This is a genomic window from Anaerolineales bacterium, assembly GCA_037382465.1.
Taxonomy (GTDB): Bacteria; Chloroflexota; Anaerolineae; order Anaerolineales; family E44-bin32; genus WVZH01.
This window is the reverse complement of record JARRPX010000033.1, coordinates 1-13984: the sequence shown is the minus strand read 5'-3', so window position 1 is coordinate 13984 and position 13984 is coordinate 1. Positions and strand designations below refer to the sequence as shown.

Annotated in this window: 12 protein-coding genes; 10 read left to right on the top strand and 2 right to left on the bottom strand. The window is 62.0% G+C overall.

Annotation, left to right across the window (positions count from 1 at the left end; all coding sequences use genetic code 11):
• The 5 genes from P8Z34_09890 to P8Z34_09870 form a co-directional block, all read left to right on the top strand.
• A partial coding sequence (locus P8Z34_09890) for an ABC transporter permease (protein ID MEJ2550982.1) occupies window positions 1–719 on the top strand: 719 nt, incomplete at its 5' end.
• On the top strand, window positions 712–1452 hold the full coding sequence (locus P8Z34_09885) for an ABC transporter permease (GenBank protein MEJ2550981.1): 741 nt from the start codon (window positions 712–714) through the stop codon (window positions 1450–1452). The genes P8Z34_09890 and P8Z34_09885, both read left to right, overlap by 8 nt.
• A 70-nt stretch (window positions 1453–1522) precedes the next feature.
• On the top strand, window positions 1523–2623 hold the full coding sequence (locus P8Z34_09880; GenBank protein MEJ2550980.1) for an ABC transporter permease: 1101 nt from the start codon (window positions 1523–1525) through the stop codon (window positions 2621–2623).
• A gap of 57 nt (window positions 2624–2680) precedes the next feature.
• Entirely contained in the window at window positions 2681–3763 is a 1083-nt protein-coding gene (locus P8Z34_09875; GenBank protein MEJ2550979.1) for an ABC transporter permease, read from the top strand.
• Entirely contained in the window at window positions 3760–4938 is a 1179-nt protein-coding gene (locus tag P8Z34_09870) for a winged helix DNA-binding domain-containing protein (GenBank protein MEJ2550978.1), read from the top strand. Before P8Z34_09875 ends, P8Z34_09870 begins: the two co-directional genes overlap by 4 nt.
• Before the next feature lie 24 nt (window positions 4939–4962).
• Here the strand turns inward: P8Z34_09870 and P8Z34_09865 are convergent, their stop codons facing one another.
• Both P8Z34_09865 and P8Z34_09860 read right to left on the bottom strand, forming a co-directional pair.
• Window positions 4963–5139, bottom strand: a complete 177-nt coding sequence (locus tag P8Z34_09865) for a hypothetical protein (GenBank protein MEJ2550977.1) — start codon at window positions 5137–5139, stop codon at window positions 4963–4965.
• Window positions 5140–5582: 443 nt separating this feature from the next.
• A complete protein-coding gene (locus tag P8Z34_09860) occupies window positions 5583–6782 on the bottom strand; it encodes a cysteine desulfurase family protein (protein ID MEJ2550976.1) in 1200 nt (399 codons plus the stop codon).
• A gap of 377 nt (window positions 6783–7159) precedes the next feature.
• Between P8Z34_09860 and P8Z34_09855 the strand changes: the two genes are divergently transcribed.
• The 5 genes from P8Z34_09855 to P8Z34_09835 all read left to right on the top strand — a co-directional run.
• Window positions 7160–8413, top strand: a complete 1254-nt coding sequence (locus tag P8Z34_09855) for an exonuclease SbcCD subunit D (GenBank protein MEJ2550975.1) — start codon at window positions 7160–7162, stop codon at window positions 8411–8413.
• 5 nt (window positions 8414–8418) lie between these two features.
• A complete protein-coding gene (locus P8Z34_09850) occupies window positions 8419–11127 on the top strand; it encodes an AAA family ATPase (GenBank protein ID MEJ2550974.1) in 2709 nt (902 codons plus the stop codon).
• The gene (locus P8Z34_09845; GenBank protein ID MEJ2550973.1) at window positions 11127–12290 is read left to right on the top strand and encodes a DNA double-strand break repair nuclease NurA; all 1164 of its coding nucleotides are present in this window, start codon (window positions 11127–11129) and stop codon (window positions 12288–12290) included. The genes P8Z34_09850 and P8Z34_09845 overlap by 1 nt, the downstream gene beginning before the upstream one ends.
• Before the next feature lie 19 nt (window positions 12291–12309).
• Window positions 12310–12903 carry a hypothetical protein gene (locus P8Z34_09840; GenBank protein ID MEJ2550972.1) on the top strand — a complete coding sequence of 198 codons (594 nt, stop codon included), beginning with the start codon at window positions 12310–12312 and terminating at the stop codon, window positions 12901–12903.
• Window positions 12900–13984: ATP-binding protein (locus tag P8Z34_09835; GenBank protein MEJ2550971.1), on the top strand; the 1085-nt coding region annotated here is incomplete at its 3' end. The genes P8Z34_09840 and P8Z34_09835, both read left to right, overlap by 4 nt.

The window sequence follows — 13984 nt, the reverse complement described above, 5'->3', positions numbered from 1 at the left end:
ACTGGGCTTCGGACGATGCCGCTGCCTCACTTCGCAGCTTTTTCGAAGAAACGCTGAGCGCCAGTGTAAATCAGAACCTGCGTCTCGATCTCGCAGGCCACACGCTCTACACCCGGATGGACTCGGCTGGTTTTGCCTTCCTGACTTCGTTGACGGTGCTGCTGGCGCTTTCCATGGGCGGCATGTACATCGTGCCGCATCTGATGTTCGAGGAAAAGCAGACTCGCACGCTGGACTCCCTGATGGTGTCGCCGGCAACGCATCTCGAAATCCTGACCGCGAAAGTCATCGCCGGAGGCACGATCGCCGTTCTCGCCGGTCTGCTCACTTTCATCATCAACGCAGTCCTGGTGACGCAGTGGTGGGCCGCAATCCTGGCCTGTTTGAGCGGCGCGCTGTTCTTCACCGCCGTGGGACTGCTCGTCGGCACCGTCCTGGAGAGCAAACAGCAAATGACGCTCTGGGGGTTCCTGCTCATGTTCGCCATGCTCATCCCGGCGCTGCTGGTAACCCTGGGATCCTTCCTCAAGGCGGATATCCTGACCCTGCTGCGGCTCACTCCCTCCGTGGCCCTGATCAATCTGGTGCGTGCCGCATTCGCCAACCCGATACCCCTGCGATCGCTGGGCATCAACCTCGCATTGCTTCTCGGGTGGGCGGCCGCGCTCTACATCATCACCCTCACCCTCCTGCGCAGAAAGGATCGTGCCAATGACTGACCAAAACGACGTGGGCGGGCGCGCCGCGAGGTGGCGCTTGATCTGGACCGTCGCCGGCAAGGATCTCATCGACGGGTTGAAACACCGCCAGACGTTGAATCACTTACTCACGATCGTCGCCCTGGTCGCGCTGTACCGCTTCTTGCCCGACAACGGCTCCGTCCTCTACATCGCCTTGGGATTTCTGATCGTGATGGGTTTGATGGGCATGATCGTCACCCCGCAGCTCATCGTCGAGGAAAAAACCAACCGCACCATCGACGCCCTGCGGATCTCCCCGATCACGGAGGCGGAACTACTCACCGCAAAAGTCATCGTCGGGGTGGTGTACTGCATTCTGACGAGCAGCGTGGTCTTTGCCGCATACGGGAATCTCGTGCTGCATTGGTGGGCCATGAGCGGCGCGATCCTGTGTGGGGCGTTTTTCATCGTGTCCATCGGGTTGCTGATGGGAATCCGGCTCAACGACGTACGCCAGATCAACTTGTGGGCCTTCATCATCTTTCAACCGCTGATCGTCAGCATGATCCTGGGCATCTTCGAGCCCGTCTCCGCGGGTCTGCGCAGCGCCATGCACTGGTTCTCCACGGTCGCCATGGGAAAAGCGGCAGCACAGTCGATTGCCGCAAACCTCGATCTTGCTTTCTATTTCCAATCCGTGCTTATCATGCTTGTCTGGGGTCTGGCGTTCTTCCTGGTGGACGCCTGGCTGCTGCGGCGTATGCAACAATAGAGGACGTATCGAGCTATGCTGGCACTCGAGGACACATCCGAGATCCGCTTTCGGCACAAGGAAGGATCGCATGCACACTAAAACCAATTCGTGGAGAGAATGGGCACGCATCGTGCTGGCCGTGGCGAGCAAGGACGTCACCGACGCCATAAAAAATCGCCTGACCATATCGATCATTCTGGGCGTTGGCATGATCGTTCTTTCCGGGCAGCTGCTGCCGCTGATCGTGAGCCTGCGTCCCGAGCGGTTGGCGTACGTGGTCGACTTGTCGCAATCGACGTTCGTGCAAGAACACCGCCACGGGGAGGGATATCAACTGATCACGATGCCCTCCGTGGAAGCCATGCAAGAACAGGTCGCCGCGGCCACAGGCGACTCGATCGGCCTGGTCCTGCCGCAGGATTTCCCGGAGAAGATGGAAGAGGGAACTCCGCTTGAACTGCAGGCGTATTACACGTACGCCGCACGCGGCGCCCCGGTTGAAGAAACAGCCGCTTTTTTCGAGAAGCGATTCAGCGAAATCCTCGATCGGCAGGTTCACCTGTCCTGGGAAGGCAACGTGGTCTACCCCACTTTGAAGTCGGGAGGGCACCCGTTCATGGTCAGCATATCGCTGGTCGTGGCGGTCCTGACCATCGGCATGGCGCTCGTTCCGCTGTTGATGATCGAGGAAAAAGAACATCATACGATGGAAGCGCTGCTGGTCTCGCCTGCGAGCTACGGCCAAATCGTCGCCGGGAAAGCAGTGTCCGGCCTGTTCTACTGTTTCGTCGCCGTAGCGGTGGTGTACACGCTGAACGCCCGCATGCTTGCCAGCCTTTGGCTTGCGCTGCTGGCCATGCTGGCGTCCGCCCTGTTCACCGTTTCGTTGGGACTGCTTTTCGGTGTGCTCTTCGAGCAGCAGGCGAGCATGAACATGGTCATGGGTCTGACCTTGATGCTGCTAATGGTGCCCGTGATCTTGGCCGCAACCTCGAGCGTCAACTATCCGCCCATGCTGCAAACCGTTCTACCCTGGCTGCCCTCGGTTGCCATGGCCAAGGTCTTCAGCGCTTCATTTTCGAATACGGCAGAGATCGGAGCGCTCGCCTTCAATTTCGGCATCCTCTTCGGCCTGGCGCTGCTGCTCTTGCTGCTGGTTACCACACGCGTGCGCAGGATGGACCGTTGAACAATTCGATTTTGGAATTATTCTCCACAGAACGAGTGCGAGGAAAGGCGCCAACCCATGACGAACTCACAAAACAGACAAAACCTGCAAACGATCGCGGTCATCGCCTCTAAAGACATCGCGGACGGACTCAAGAGTAAAGTGATCCTGGTCAATCTGGGCGTGCTGGTCGTGCTGCTGCTGTTGATCAAATTCGCGCCCCGGTTGTGGAAACCCAACCGGCTTGATCTGGCTTATTACGATGCCGGAAATTCGAGTCTGATCGCTGCGTTATACGATCAGCAAGACGTTCGCCTCTTCAAAGCCGAATCCCAGAGCGCATTGATCGACCTGCTGAACGATGGGGACCAAGGACCGCTGGGCGTGGTCATCCCCGCAGATTACGATCAAACCCTGTCGAACGGGAACGTCCCCGTGCTGGGCGGGTTCCTGCTGTGGAATCGACGCAATGCGGAGGAGGAGTTGGAATCCAGGATCGAAAACCGGCTGGAGAGCATCAGCGGAAATCCCCTGCGCATCGAAATCGAAAAAATCGTCTACCTCGAGCCGGAAGCCATGGGGGAGTCACGCACCACCGCATTGATCGTGGTCTATGCCATTTTCTACATCGGGCTGTTCACCACGCCGTACCTGATGATGGAAGAGAAGCAGACCCGAACGATCGACTCGCTGCTCGTTTCGCCCGCCAGCGTGCCCCAGGTCGTCGCCGGCAAGGCGTTGGCCGGGCTGGCATTCGTGCTGGTTACGGCCTCTGCAGCACTGGTTTTCAATTGGAATTTCGTCGTGCATTGGAACCTCGCCATACTCGGCTTACTCGGCGGCGCGCTGCTGGGCGTGTCGCTCGGGCTGCTGCTCGGCGTGTTCTTCGAGAACAAACAGCAGTTGAACACCTGGATGATGATCCTGGCCCAGCCCCTGCTGATCTCCCTCTTTCTCTCCGTCATCGATCCCATCTTCCCCCAATTCGTGCGTGACCTGCTCGGTTGGTTTCCACCGGTAGCGCTGTCGCTCATCTTCCGATATTCTTTTTCGAACGGCGCCGCTCTCTCCCAGATCGCAGTGTCTTTGGGAATCGTACTGGGAAGCACCGCACTGCTGCTCGCGCTGGTCGCCTGGAAAGTTGCCCGGATGGACCGATGAAAACGACTCCGACGCTGCAAAGCGTGAACAACTTCCTTCTCGAAAAACAGCACCTTATCCCGCAGCCCGGCGTAGAATCCATCGCGCGAATCGTGCAGGACGTCGTCGGTTTGCACGCCACGGTTGCAACCACGCCCTATCTCTCGCTTTTCGCCCGCCGGGCAAATTTCGAGAAGGAGCAACTGGACGAGGCGCTGTACGACCGGTCGACGCTGGCCAAACTGCGCTGCGTGCGCACCACGATCTACGTGCATACACGCACGAACCTGCCCACGGTGTACGCCGCCACGGCCGCCCTGATCCGGGACGCCTCCCGCAAGTACATGCATCGCCGCGGCATCGACGAAAAAGTTTTCGAAGAACTGTCGCACGCCGTCCTCGAACTGCTGGTTGATGAAGACCGCTCCGCCGCCGAGATACGCCGGGCTTTGGACAGCGGCATCGACACCTCGGCGCTGCTCTACCACATGTGCGACCTGGGTCTGCTGCTGCGCCGCAGACCCCTGCGCAGTTGGCGCGACCGCAGCTTTCACTACGGACGTTTCGACCAGCACTACCCGGACGTCGATTTGCATTCGTTGGCAGAAGAAGTGGCACTGGTCGAACTCGTCCGGCAGTACCTGGCCGGTTTCGGTCCCGCCCTGGAAGAAGACGTCTATTGGTGGTTCGGGCTTCCCAAGGCCAAAGTTCGGCGCGCCCTCTACGCCCTTGAAGGGGAGACGGAAGAAGTCGAGATCGATGGGTTGGAAGGCGCTCACATCATTCTCAGCGATCAGCGTGAACCACTCGAACGATATGAAAAGGACCGCAGGGAAGTCGTCAATTTCCTACCCATGCTGGATTCGTATCTGATGGGATATCAAGTGCGCCGGCGCTGCCTCGATCCACGCCACACGGAACACGTCTTCGATCGGTCGGGCAACGCCACATCTACGATTATGCTCGATGGGAAAATCATCGGAGTGTGGGATTTCGAGCACCGCAATCCACCCTGCATGAAGCTGTACTTTTTCGAGAAGATGCCTTCCGGCTTGCGCGACATGGTCGGCGCCCATGCAGCTCGCATGGGCGCCTTCATCGCTGGAGACGATGCTGATATTCGATTTTGCGCCTCGATGGTCCCACTTCCACAGCGAACCGCCGGGGGGTTCATGAGACCGCTTAAAGACAGTTAATCCATCCTCCGGATCGCGTGTAACCTAGCGCTCGCGCAGCGGTCCCGTTTCACGGATGCGCCGTACCATTCGTTCCACGGGTTCCTTCTCCAGATCGGATTTGGGGCCAAAATGCCAGCGGCTCTGTGCGCGTTTGGTCTTCAAACGCGCCTTCAAACCGTAGCGCGACATGCCTCGGATCTGCAACACATCGGAATTCATCTTAAAAACCTCCCTCCGTGCCGCTTGCACGGGATTCTTCGCAACAGAAGCTGCAAGTCTCGTGCCAGAGCGAGGGTTTTCCAGCGCGACGGTGCTGGCTGAAAATTCGTATACTATAAGAAGACGTAACGATTCCGGAATCGGTTCCCCACGGTTCGTCAGGCGACGGTCAGGCCACGGTTGGCGTCGGGGAATCGAGATGGATACAATGTAACTCGACGGAGGCCAGAAATGCAGGAGGAAAACGCCGTGAACGAAACAGAACGAGAACATCCCTGGTTCATGTGGCCGTTCGTGGCCGTCTGGCGCCTGGTGGGCTGGATTCTGGGGCTGACCGGGCGTTTGCTTGCCATCGTGCTGGGAATCGTGATGATCGGTGCCGCTCGTCATCATCGGGGTATTGCTGGTGTTGCGGGGTCTATTTTAATTCCAGGCGATCCATCCTATTCCCCTGACGTCCGCAGCGTCTCCACTACGACCTGCACCGCCCGGTCGATCTCCGCGGCGGTGCTCATCTTTCCCACCGAAAATCGCACCGTTCCCATGGCGTAGCCCAAGGGAACGCCCATCGCTTGCAGCACGCTGGAGACGTCTACGCCCGCAGCGTGGCAAGCCGCCCCCGCAGAAGCCGCCACCCGATCGGCGATCTTCGCCAGCAGGGTGTTGGCCTGCACGCCGCGGAAGCCCACGCTCAAGGTGTTCGGCAAACGCTGCTCGGGATGCCCGTTTAGACGCAGCCCTTCGGGATCGGCCAACCCCTCCTGCAAACCACGCCACAGCCTTTCGCGCAGGTCGCGCATGTGTGCCGTGTTTCTATCCAGATCGGCTGCAGCGATCTCTGCTGCCTGTCCCAGCCCGACGATCTCGAGCACGTTTTCGGTACCGGGGCGGCGTCCTGCCTCGTGGCCGGCGCCGTACAGCAGCCGCTCCAGTGCCACGCCGGAACGGATGTATAAGGCGCCGACGCCCTTCGGCGCGTAGAATTTGTGGCCGGCCAGGCTGAGTAGATCGACGCCCAGCCCGTCGACGCGCACGTGGATTTTGCCCACGGACTGCGCCGCGTCGCTGTGTACAAGCACTCCGCGCTCGTGGGCCAACGCGGCGATTTCCTCGATGGGTTGGATCGTGCCCACCTCGTTGTTGGCGTGCATGATCGAGACCAGGATCGTCTCATCCGTGATCGCCGCAGCGACCTCGGCGGGATCGACCCGGCCGCATTCATCCACTGGGAGCACCGTAAGCCGGAATCCCTGGCGTTCCAGATAATGGCACGGTTCCAACACCGCAGGATGCTCCACGGCCGAGGTGATGATGTGGTTGCCGTGCCCTTTCAATGCGCCGGCCGCGCCGCGGATGGCCGTGTTGTTGGACTCCGTGCCGCCGCTGGTGAAGACGATCTCGGCGGGCTGACAGCCGAGCAGACCGGCAACCTGGCGGCGCGCCTTCTCGACCGCCCGGCGCGCTTCGATTCCGTACGGGTGTGCGCTCGACGGATTGCCGAAGTGCCCATGGAGATACGGTTCCATCGCTCGCGCCACGCGTGGGTCGATCGGTGTAGTGGCGTTGTAGTCCAGGTAAATCGGCATCTCGGGCATAAAAATCTCCTGCGCACCGGTTTCTACATCCATCGTATCAGATTCCACCTCACCTCCCTCCATCATCCTGAGCAGTCGGCAAAGCCTACTACCAACCATTCATCCTAAGCGGAGGGCGCAGCCCGCAGTCGAAGGAGCGCCTTTCAACACCATGCGGCAAGATAAAAAAGGTCCGTCGGAAGAGTAAAACGCCGTCTTGAGCCGCTACACTCATCCTGCGGCCCGTACCAACCTCATGTTTGCCATCAAGTCCACGGGCCGCTTTGCCTGGGATGTGGGGCGGGCTGCCGCCCCACATCCCCCCTTATGGGGGATGATAGGGGGGAGATGCCTGAGGGGAGAGGGATTCCGATCCAAATCCTAACCCTTCATCCCGATTCCATTTAGAATACATACGACCCCACCACGCCAGGGAGCGGCAAACCGTGCAAGCCACATTCATGCACCTCGCCGACGTGCATCTCGGCTACAAACAATACGGCAGCGAAGCACGCTTCAACGACTTCGCCCGCGCCTTCGACGCAGCCGTCGACGTCGCCCTCGAGCGGCAGGTGGATTTCGTCGTGCTCAGCGGCGACCTGTTCCACAAATCGGCCATCGACCCGCCGACCCTGCTGCAGGCGGTCAACCGCCTGGACAAACTCGGCCGGGCCGAAATCCCCATCGTGGCCGTCACCGGCAATCACGACCGCGCCCGCTACCGTGATCCCTTCCACCGCTCATGGCTCGATTACCTTTCCGAGCGCGGCCACCTGATCCTGCTGCGGCCGTCGTTCGAAGCCGAAATCATCCAATTCCCGCGCTGGGACGGAGAGCAGGGCGGCTGCATCGAAATCAAGGGCGTGCGTCTGGTCGGTCTGCCCTACCTGGGCTCGGCCATCGACGCCGTCCTGGGAGAAGTCCCCGCCGCGCTCGAAGCGCTGGGCCCGGCCGAGTACACCCTGCTCATGGGCCACTTCGGTCTGGAAGGCGAGGTGCCGGGGGTGGCCGGCGGGGTCTCCCATAATGCCATCGCACCGCTGCACGAGTACGTCGATTACCTGGCCCTCGGCCACCTGCACAAACCCTTCGAGCGCGAGGATTGGGTCTACAACCCCGGCTCGCTCGAGACCTGCGGCATGGATGAACGCAACTGGCAAGGCGGAGTCTACATCGTCCGCGTCGACACCCAGCTTACTCTCAAACACCGGGTCGAACACGTAGTCATCCCCCGCCGGCCGTTCTACCGCTGGACCTTCGCGGTCGACGCCTACACCACGCCCGAGGCGCTGCATTCGGCATTGGAAGGCTTCCTAAAGGAGCAGAAAAAGTTACATCCCGGCAACGAACGCCGGCCGGTGGTCGAGCTCGACTTGCAAGGCGTGCTGGGTTTCGACCGCACGGCGTTGGACCTCGGACAATTGCAAACGCTGCTGAAGGACGTCGTCGATCCGCTGCTGCCGCGCCTGCGCAACAACACGCGCGCCACCGAATTCGAGGTCGGCCTCGAAGACGGTCGTTCGCGCCGGCAGCTCGAGCGCCAGGTGATCCTCGACCTGGTCCGGCGCGACGGCCGCTACCGCGAGCGCGCCGAGTTCTGGACCGATTTGATCCAGGAGATCAAGCGGCTGACACTGGCGAACCGCCCGCCGGACGAGATCGTCGAGGCATTGCGCCGGCGCACGGCGGACGAGGGCTGAACGCCATGCAGCTCATCCGGCTGGAACTGCGCAACGTCAAGAGCTACGCCGACGCGGTGACCATCGAATTCGCCCGCGGGGTGAACGCCATCTCCGGCCCCAACGGCGCCGGCAAGTCGACTCTGCTGGAAGCCATCGGCTTCGCTCTCTTCGACTCGCTGCCTTACAAACAGGACGATTTCCTTCGCCTGGGTGAGAAGCGCGGCGAAGTGAAACTGCATTTCGTCGACGCCCTCGACGAGCGCGAGTACTTACTCACACGCCCGCTGGGCGGCGGCACGCTCTCGATCACCGATCCGGAGACCGGCCGCAAACTGGTCGAAGGCAAGCAGGACGTGTTCGATTGGTTGAAAAAGCACATGGGCGTGGAACCCAACGCCGACCTGACCGCCCTCTTCGAGGACGCCATCGGCGTACCTCAGGGGCTGCTTACGGCCACGTTTTTAGAGAGCGTGCGCGACCGCAAGCGGAAATTCGACCCGCTACTGCAGGTTGATGATTACGAAGCCGTCTGGCACAAGCTGCTCGAGTCACAACGCTACCTGCGCGACGAACGGCAGGTGCAGGAACAGCGCATCGCCGGGCTGCAGGGCGAATTGAAGCGCCTGCCGGATATACAGCAGGAGCTCCAGCAGTTGGAGGGCGAAACCGGGAATATCGAAAAAGACTTGAAAGCAGCCGCCAAGCGTTTGGGTGATGCAGCCGTAAAGCTGGCCGCCCTGGATGCGGATCGCAAGGCCATCGATGACGCAGCCGGCGCCTTGCGCACGCTCGAAGCCCGCCTGGAGGCGCTGGCCAAGCAGCGCGCGGACGCCGCAGAAGCCGTGCAAGAAGCCGACAACGCCCGAAAAGTCCAGCAGGAGACCAGACCGGCGTTCGAAGCGTATGAAACCGCCCAACAGGACTTAAAAACCCTCGAAAAGCAACGTAAGGAACGCGACGACCTGCGCCAGTCGCTGGCCGAGTTGGAGAAAGAACTCACCCGTTTGCAGGCCGAGGTAGAGAACCTGCAGAGCAGCCTGGATGACGCCGAAGCCGCCGAGACCGATCTGGCCCGCATCAAGCCCGCCGCCGAGCGCCAGACGCAGCTCGAGGCTGAATTGCTTCAAGTACGTGATGCTGCCACGCGCCTGAAGCTGGTCAGCGAGCAGTTGGCGAAGGAACGCAAGTCTCTTGAAACCCTGGAAACGCGCCGGGGTGAGATCGAATCCGGCGTCCAACGCCGGGAAGAAGCGGAAAAGGAATCACTGGGAATCGAAGAGTCGATCCGCAACCTCGAAGTCGAGCGTGCCACCTTGGAATCGGATTCCGCCAACGTCGAGCGTCAGCGGGAGCAGATCGCCGATCGCCTCGGCTTGCTGGAAAGCACCGAAGAGGCAATCTGCCCGGTCTGCCGCCAGACGCTGGACGCCGCCCACCGCCAGGATCTGGAACAGCATTACGCGGATGAGCGCGCCGCGCTCGATCAGACGCAAACCCAATCAGGTAAACGGATGAACGAGATCGAGCAGGAGATCGGCGCATTGAAGAAAACGGATCAAAAATTGAAGCACGAACTGACACGCCTCCCGCTGCCCAAACAGGAAGATGAAATTAAGGTCGAGATCGAACGAGCGCAGACGCAGCTCGAAAAACTGGAAAGCCAGGCTGACGATTTGCAGCATGCGCCCGAACGTCTGACGGCCATCGAAGCCGAGCTTGATGAGTTGGGCGATCCACGTTCCCAGATGAAAGCGCTGCAGACCAGGCTCGCCGCCCGCGCCGGGATTGAAAGCGGTTTGAAGCAAACGACGAAAGAGTTCGATAAGGCCGAAAAACAGGCCGGTCAGGTCCAGGCACGATTGGCGAAATTCGCCGATCTCGACCGGCTCCTGTCCGCTGCCGCGGCACAGCGCGATGAAAACGCGGCCGGCCACCGGCGTTATCTGGAAAACGCCGCGGCAGCCGAAAGTTATGCTGCGCGCGCGGCGAAATTGAAGACCCTGGACGGAGAACTCGAGGAAGCCGAAACGGAGAAAAAGCGTCTCACGTCCGAATTCCACAAGCTCGAATCGGGCTACGACCGAGCCGGACACGACCAACTCGAGAAAGAACACGAATCGCTCGCCAGGAAGCATGCCTCCCTGGAAACGCGCCTGTCGCTAAGCCAGGAACGCCTTGCCGCGCTGCAGGCCGAAATTTCAACGCTGCAGGCCAAAGAGTCCGAACTGCAATCCGCTGCAGGGGAACGCCAGCGCCTGCAAGACCTGGGCGAAATACTGGACTTCGTGCGCAAGACGGTACGCGAGGCCGGGCCCTACGTCACGCGCGCATTGGTCCAGGTGATCTCCCTCGAAGCGGGGCGCATCTACGCCGATATCATGGGCGACCACACCCAGCGTTTGCACTGGAACGAGGATTACAGCATCAGCATCGAGCAGGACGGCCGGGAACGCAGCTTCGGCCAGCTTTCCGGCGGCGAGAAGATGGCCGCCGCACTGGCCGTGCGCCTGGCGCTGCTGCAGGAAATGTCCCAGATCCGCCTGGCCTTCTTCGATGAGCCCACCGCCAATCTGGACGACGAACGCCGGGACAATCTGGCCGGGCAGATCACCCAGATCACCGGTTTCGACCAACTCTTCGTCATCAGTCACGACGACACCTTCGAGCGCGAGACTCATCACGTGATCCGCATCAGCAAAGACGGCGGGGTCAGCAAGGTAGAGGTGGGCTGATGCTCGTGCCAGAGCGAATCTACGCCGCGCTGCAGGCCAAGGCCGCCCAGTTCTCCTCTTCCGAACGAACCCTGAAGAAAGACCTGGCTGCGTTGGGCAAAGTGCTGGAGACATTCGAAGCTTTGAGCCTGGAAGAATGCCGGGAACGGCTGGGCAAATTGCCGCGCCCCGGGGCGCGTCCCACCGGCGAGAAAACCGGACATTCGATCGTGGTGCCCTTCGGCCAAAGCTGGCCGAATCACCAGGCGGCGCGCGCATGGGCCATGGAAGTCCTGCAGGACGCACCGACCTTCGCCGTCGACGGATCGCAGATCACCCCTTCCGGCGACTTCTCCATTCCCGCCGCCGTGGTCCAGGTGGGCTGGTTCGAGAACCCGCACCGGGCCGAAACCGACTACGTAAAGGACGTGACCGTGGAGGTGCTGACCGCCGACGAACTGGGCGACGAGGACGAATCCGGCGGCTTCCCGGGCTGGAGCGTCAACTACCGCCGCTTTCACCTGGAAGTCGAGGCCATCGTCGAGTACATGCGCCGCAAGGCCGGCGAGGAGCCGGCGCCGCTGTGCTTCTTCGACGGTTCGCTGATCGTCTCATTCGCCGGGTTGATGCAGCCCGAACGCCAGCAGGCCTACGTCGAGGCGGTGGAAGCCCTGCTCGACGCCTCGCAGGAGACGGAGATTCCGCTCGTCGGTTACGTGGACAACTCCTCCGCGCGCGATCTGGTCGACATGCTCGGTCATCTGGGCGGCCTTACGCCCGCCGGTCGCCTGAGCGACGCCGCGCTGCTGCGCGAGGACATGGCCTGGGGCGACCGCAGCCAGGTCTTCGTCTGCGCCCGGAACGATAATCTGGAAGGCAACGCGTACTACGAAAAAGTATGTTTCGCTTATTTGAAGACCACCGGCGACGGCCCGCCGGCGCGGCTCGAATTCCCGCGCTGGATCTTCGAAGCCGGTTTGCACGAGCGCCTCTTCGATCTGGTGCGCGGCGAGTGCGTGGTGGGCACCGGCTACCCCTACGCGCTGGAAACCGCCGACGTGCTGGCCGTGCTCGGCGCGCAGGACCGCCAGCGTTTCTACCGATTGTTTCAGGATTTCAGCCGCCGCCAGGATTTACCCCTGCGCTACGCCCGCAAGGCGCGCAGCAAGCGCGGCCGGCGCTGACACCCAGAAAGGTGATTCGATGATCGTCGGAAAAATCATCCAATCCAACGCCCACAACGACTACGTCTGCCAGGTCTACCAGCGCGACGAGGTCGAGAACCCGCCGGCGCGGGAGGACTACGCCTTCGGCTCCTTCGTGCGCATCCGTCTGGATGACGATCGCGCCCTGGTCGGGCTGGTCTACGACACGCGCCTCTTCAACCCCGAGTTCGGGCGTCTGGGGCCGCGCCTCTCGCCGCAGGAGGACCTGCAGGTCTTCGCCCCGGACTACCTGCGCGAGAAGGCCACGTTGATCGGCATCGCCGCCGTCGGATCGATCGAGAGCGACGGAACAATCCGGCAGGGGATGCCGGAATTGGCGGCCGACACGGACGCCCTGGTGGAGCGCATGCCGGACGAGGATATCCGCGCCTTCCATCTCGAGGGCGAAGCCCTGCGCCTGGCCTACGCTCCGGGATTGTTGGCCAGCGAATCGCCGCACGTGCTGCCCCTGATCCTGAACGTCCTCGCACGCCTGGCGGCGCTGCTGCCCGAGCAGGCGGCGATGCTGGCGCTGCTGGAGGACGACGTGCAGTGGAAAGCGGCCGTGGCGCCGCTGGGAGGCGAACGATGAACGCCGAGCGCCCCATCGGCCTGACCAAAGGACCCGGCGAGACGCAGCACGAGTTCACCTTCGTCTCGCCCGACCGAGAAGACGTCCTCAAGGTGGGCGAGTTCGTGCTGCATCGCGCCGAGATCGACGGCCAGGAACGCCAGGTGCTCAGCCGCGTGACCGCCCGCGCCCCGCTGCGCCTCTACCCGGACGGCTTCCTCGCCGCGCCCGAAATCGACCCCAACGACGTGGCGGCCGTGTTCGGTTACGGCGGCACGAGCCACGAGCGTTTTGAATTAACGGCGGCGGTGATCGGCTACTACGACGAGCGGCTGGGCGACTTCATCAACCCGCGCATCCCGCCGCGCGCCGGCCGGCCGCTGTATCTGGCGCCGGATGACCTGCTGGCCTCTGTGCTCTCCAAGGCGACCGCAGGCGAACAGGGTGCGGCGCACATCGGTTCGCTGCTCAGCCGCGAGCGCGGCCGCGTGCCCCTGGCGCTCGATCTGCGCGCCGTGACCAGCACGCACATGGCGATCATCGCCAACACCGGCGCGGGCAAGAGCTACCTGGCGGCGGTGCTGCTGGAAGAATTGATGAAGCCCAACAACCGCGCCGCGGTCTTGATCGTCGACCCGCACGGCGAGTACGGCACGCTGGCCGAGATGATGGGCCACGAGGCCTTCGTCGAAGCCGACTATTCCCCCGACGTGCGCGTCTTCCGCCCCGGCGACGTGAAAGTGCGCACCGCCGGCCTGACCATCGGCGATCTGAGTTATCTGCTTCCGAATCTGAGCGAGCGCATGGAGTACCTGCTGCGCCGCGCCCACCGCGACGTCACGCGGGACAGCCTGCAGGAGAAGGGCAAACCCGACCGCTGGACGGTGGCCGAGCTGCAGATCCGCCTGCGCCAGTTGGGCGAGGGCGGCGATAGCGAAGACGAAGCGCCGGACGATCGCTACGCCGGCACGGCCGAGGCGCTCATCTGGCGCCTGGAAAGCGTGATCAAGGGTGCCGCGATCTTCGACGATTTCGAACACCTCGACCTGGGCGAGCTCTTCCGGCCCGGCCGCTGTTCGGTGCTGCAACTGGATGAGGTCGA

Bases quoted from the DNA above. Each gene is read 5' to 3' on its own strand.
- P8Z34_09885 (MEJ2550981.1), top strand. From the start codon at position 712: ATGACTGACCAAAACGACGTGGGCGGGCGCGCCGCGAGGTGGCGCTTG.
- P8Z34_09880 (MEJ2550980.1), top strand. From the start codon at position 1,523: ATGCACACTAAAACCAATTCGTGGAGAGAATGGGCACGCATCGTGCTG.
- P8Z34_09875 (MEJ2550979.1), top strand. From the start codon at position 2,681: ATGACGAACTCACAAAACAGACAAAACCTGCAAACGATCGCGGTCATC.
- P8Z34_09870 (MEJ2550978.1), top strand. From the start codon at position 3,760: ATGAAAACGACTCCGACGCTGCAAAGCGTGAACAACTTCCTTCTCGAA.
- P8Z34_09865 (MEJ2550977.1), bottom strand. From the start codon at position 5,139: ATGAATTCCGATGTGTTGCAGATCCGAGGCATGTCGCGCTACGGTTTG.
- P8Z34_09850 (MEJ2550974.1), top strand. From the start codon at position 8,419: ATGCAGCTCATCCGGCTGGAACTGCGCAACGTCAAGAGCTACGCCGAC.
- P8Z34_09845 (MEJ2550973.1), top strand. From the start codon at position 11,127: ATGCTCGTGCCAGAGCGAATCTACGCCGCGCTGCAGGCCAAGGCCGCC.
- P8Z34_09840 (MEJ2550972.1), top strand. From the start codon at position 12,310: ATGATCGTCGGAAAAATCATCCAATCCAACGCCCACAACGACTACGTC.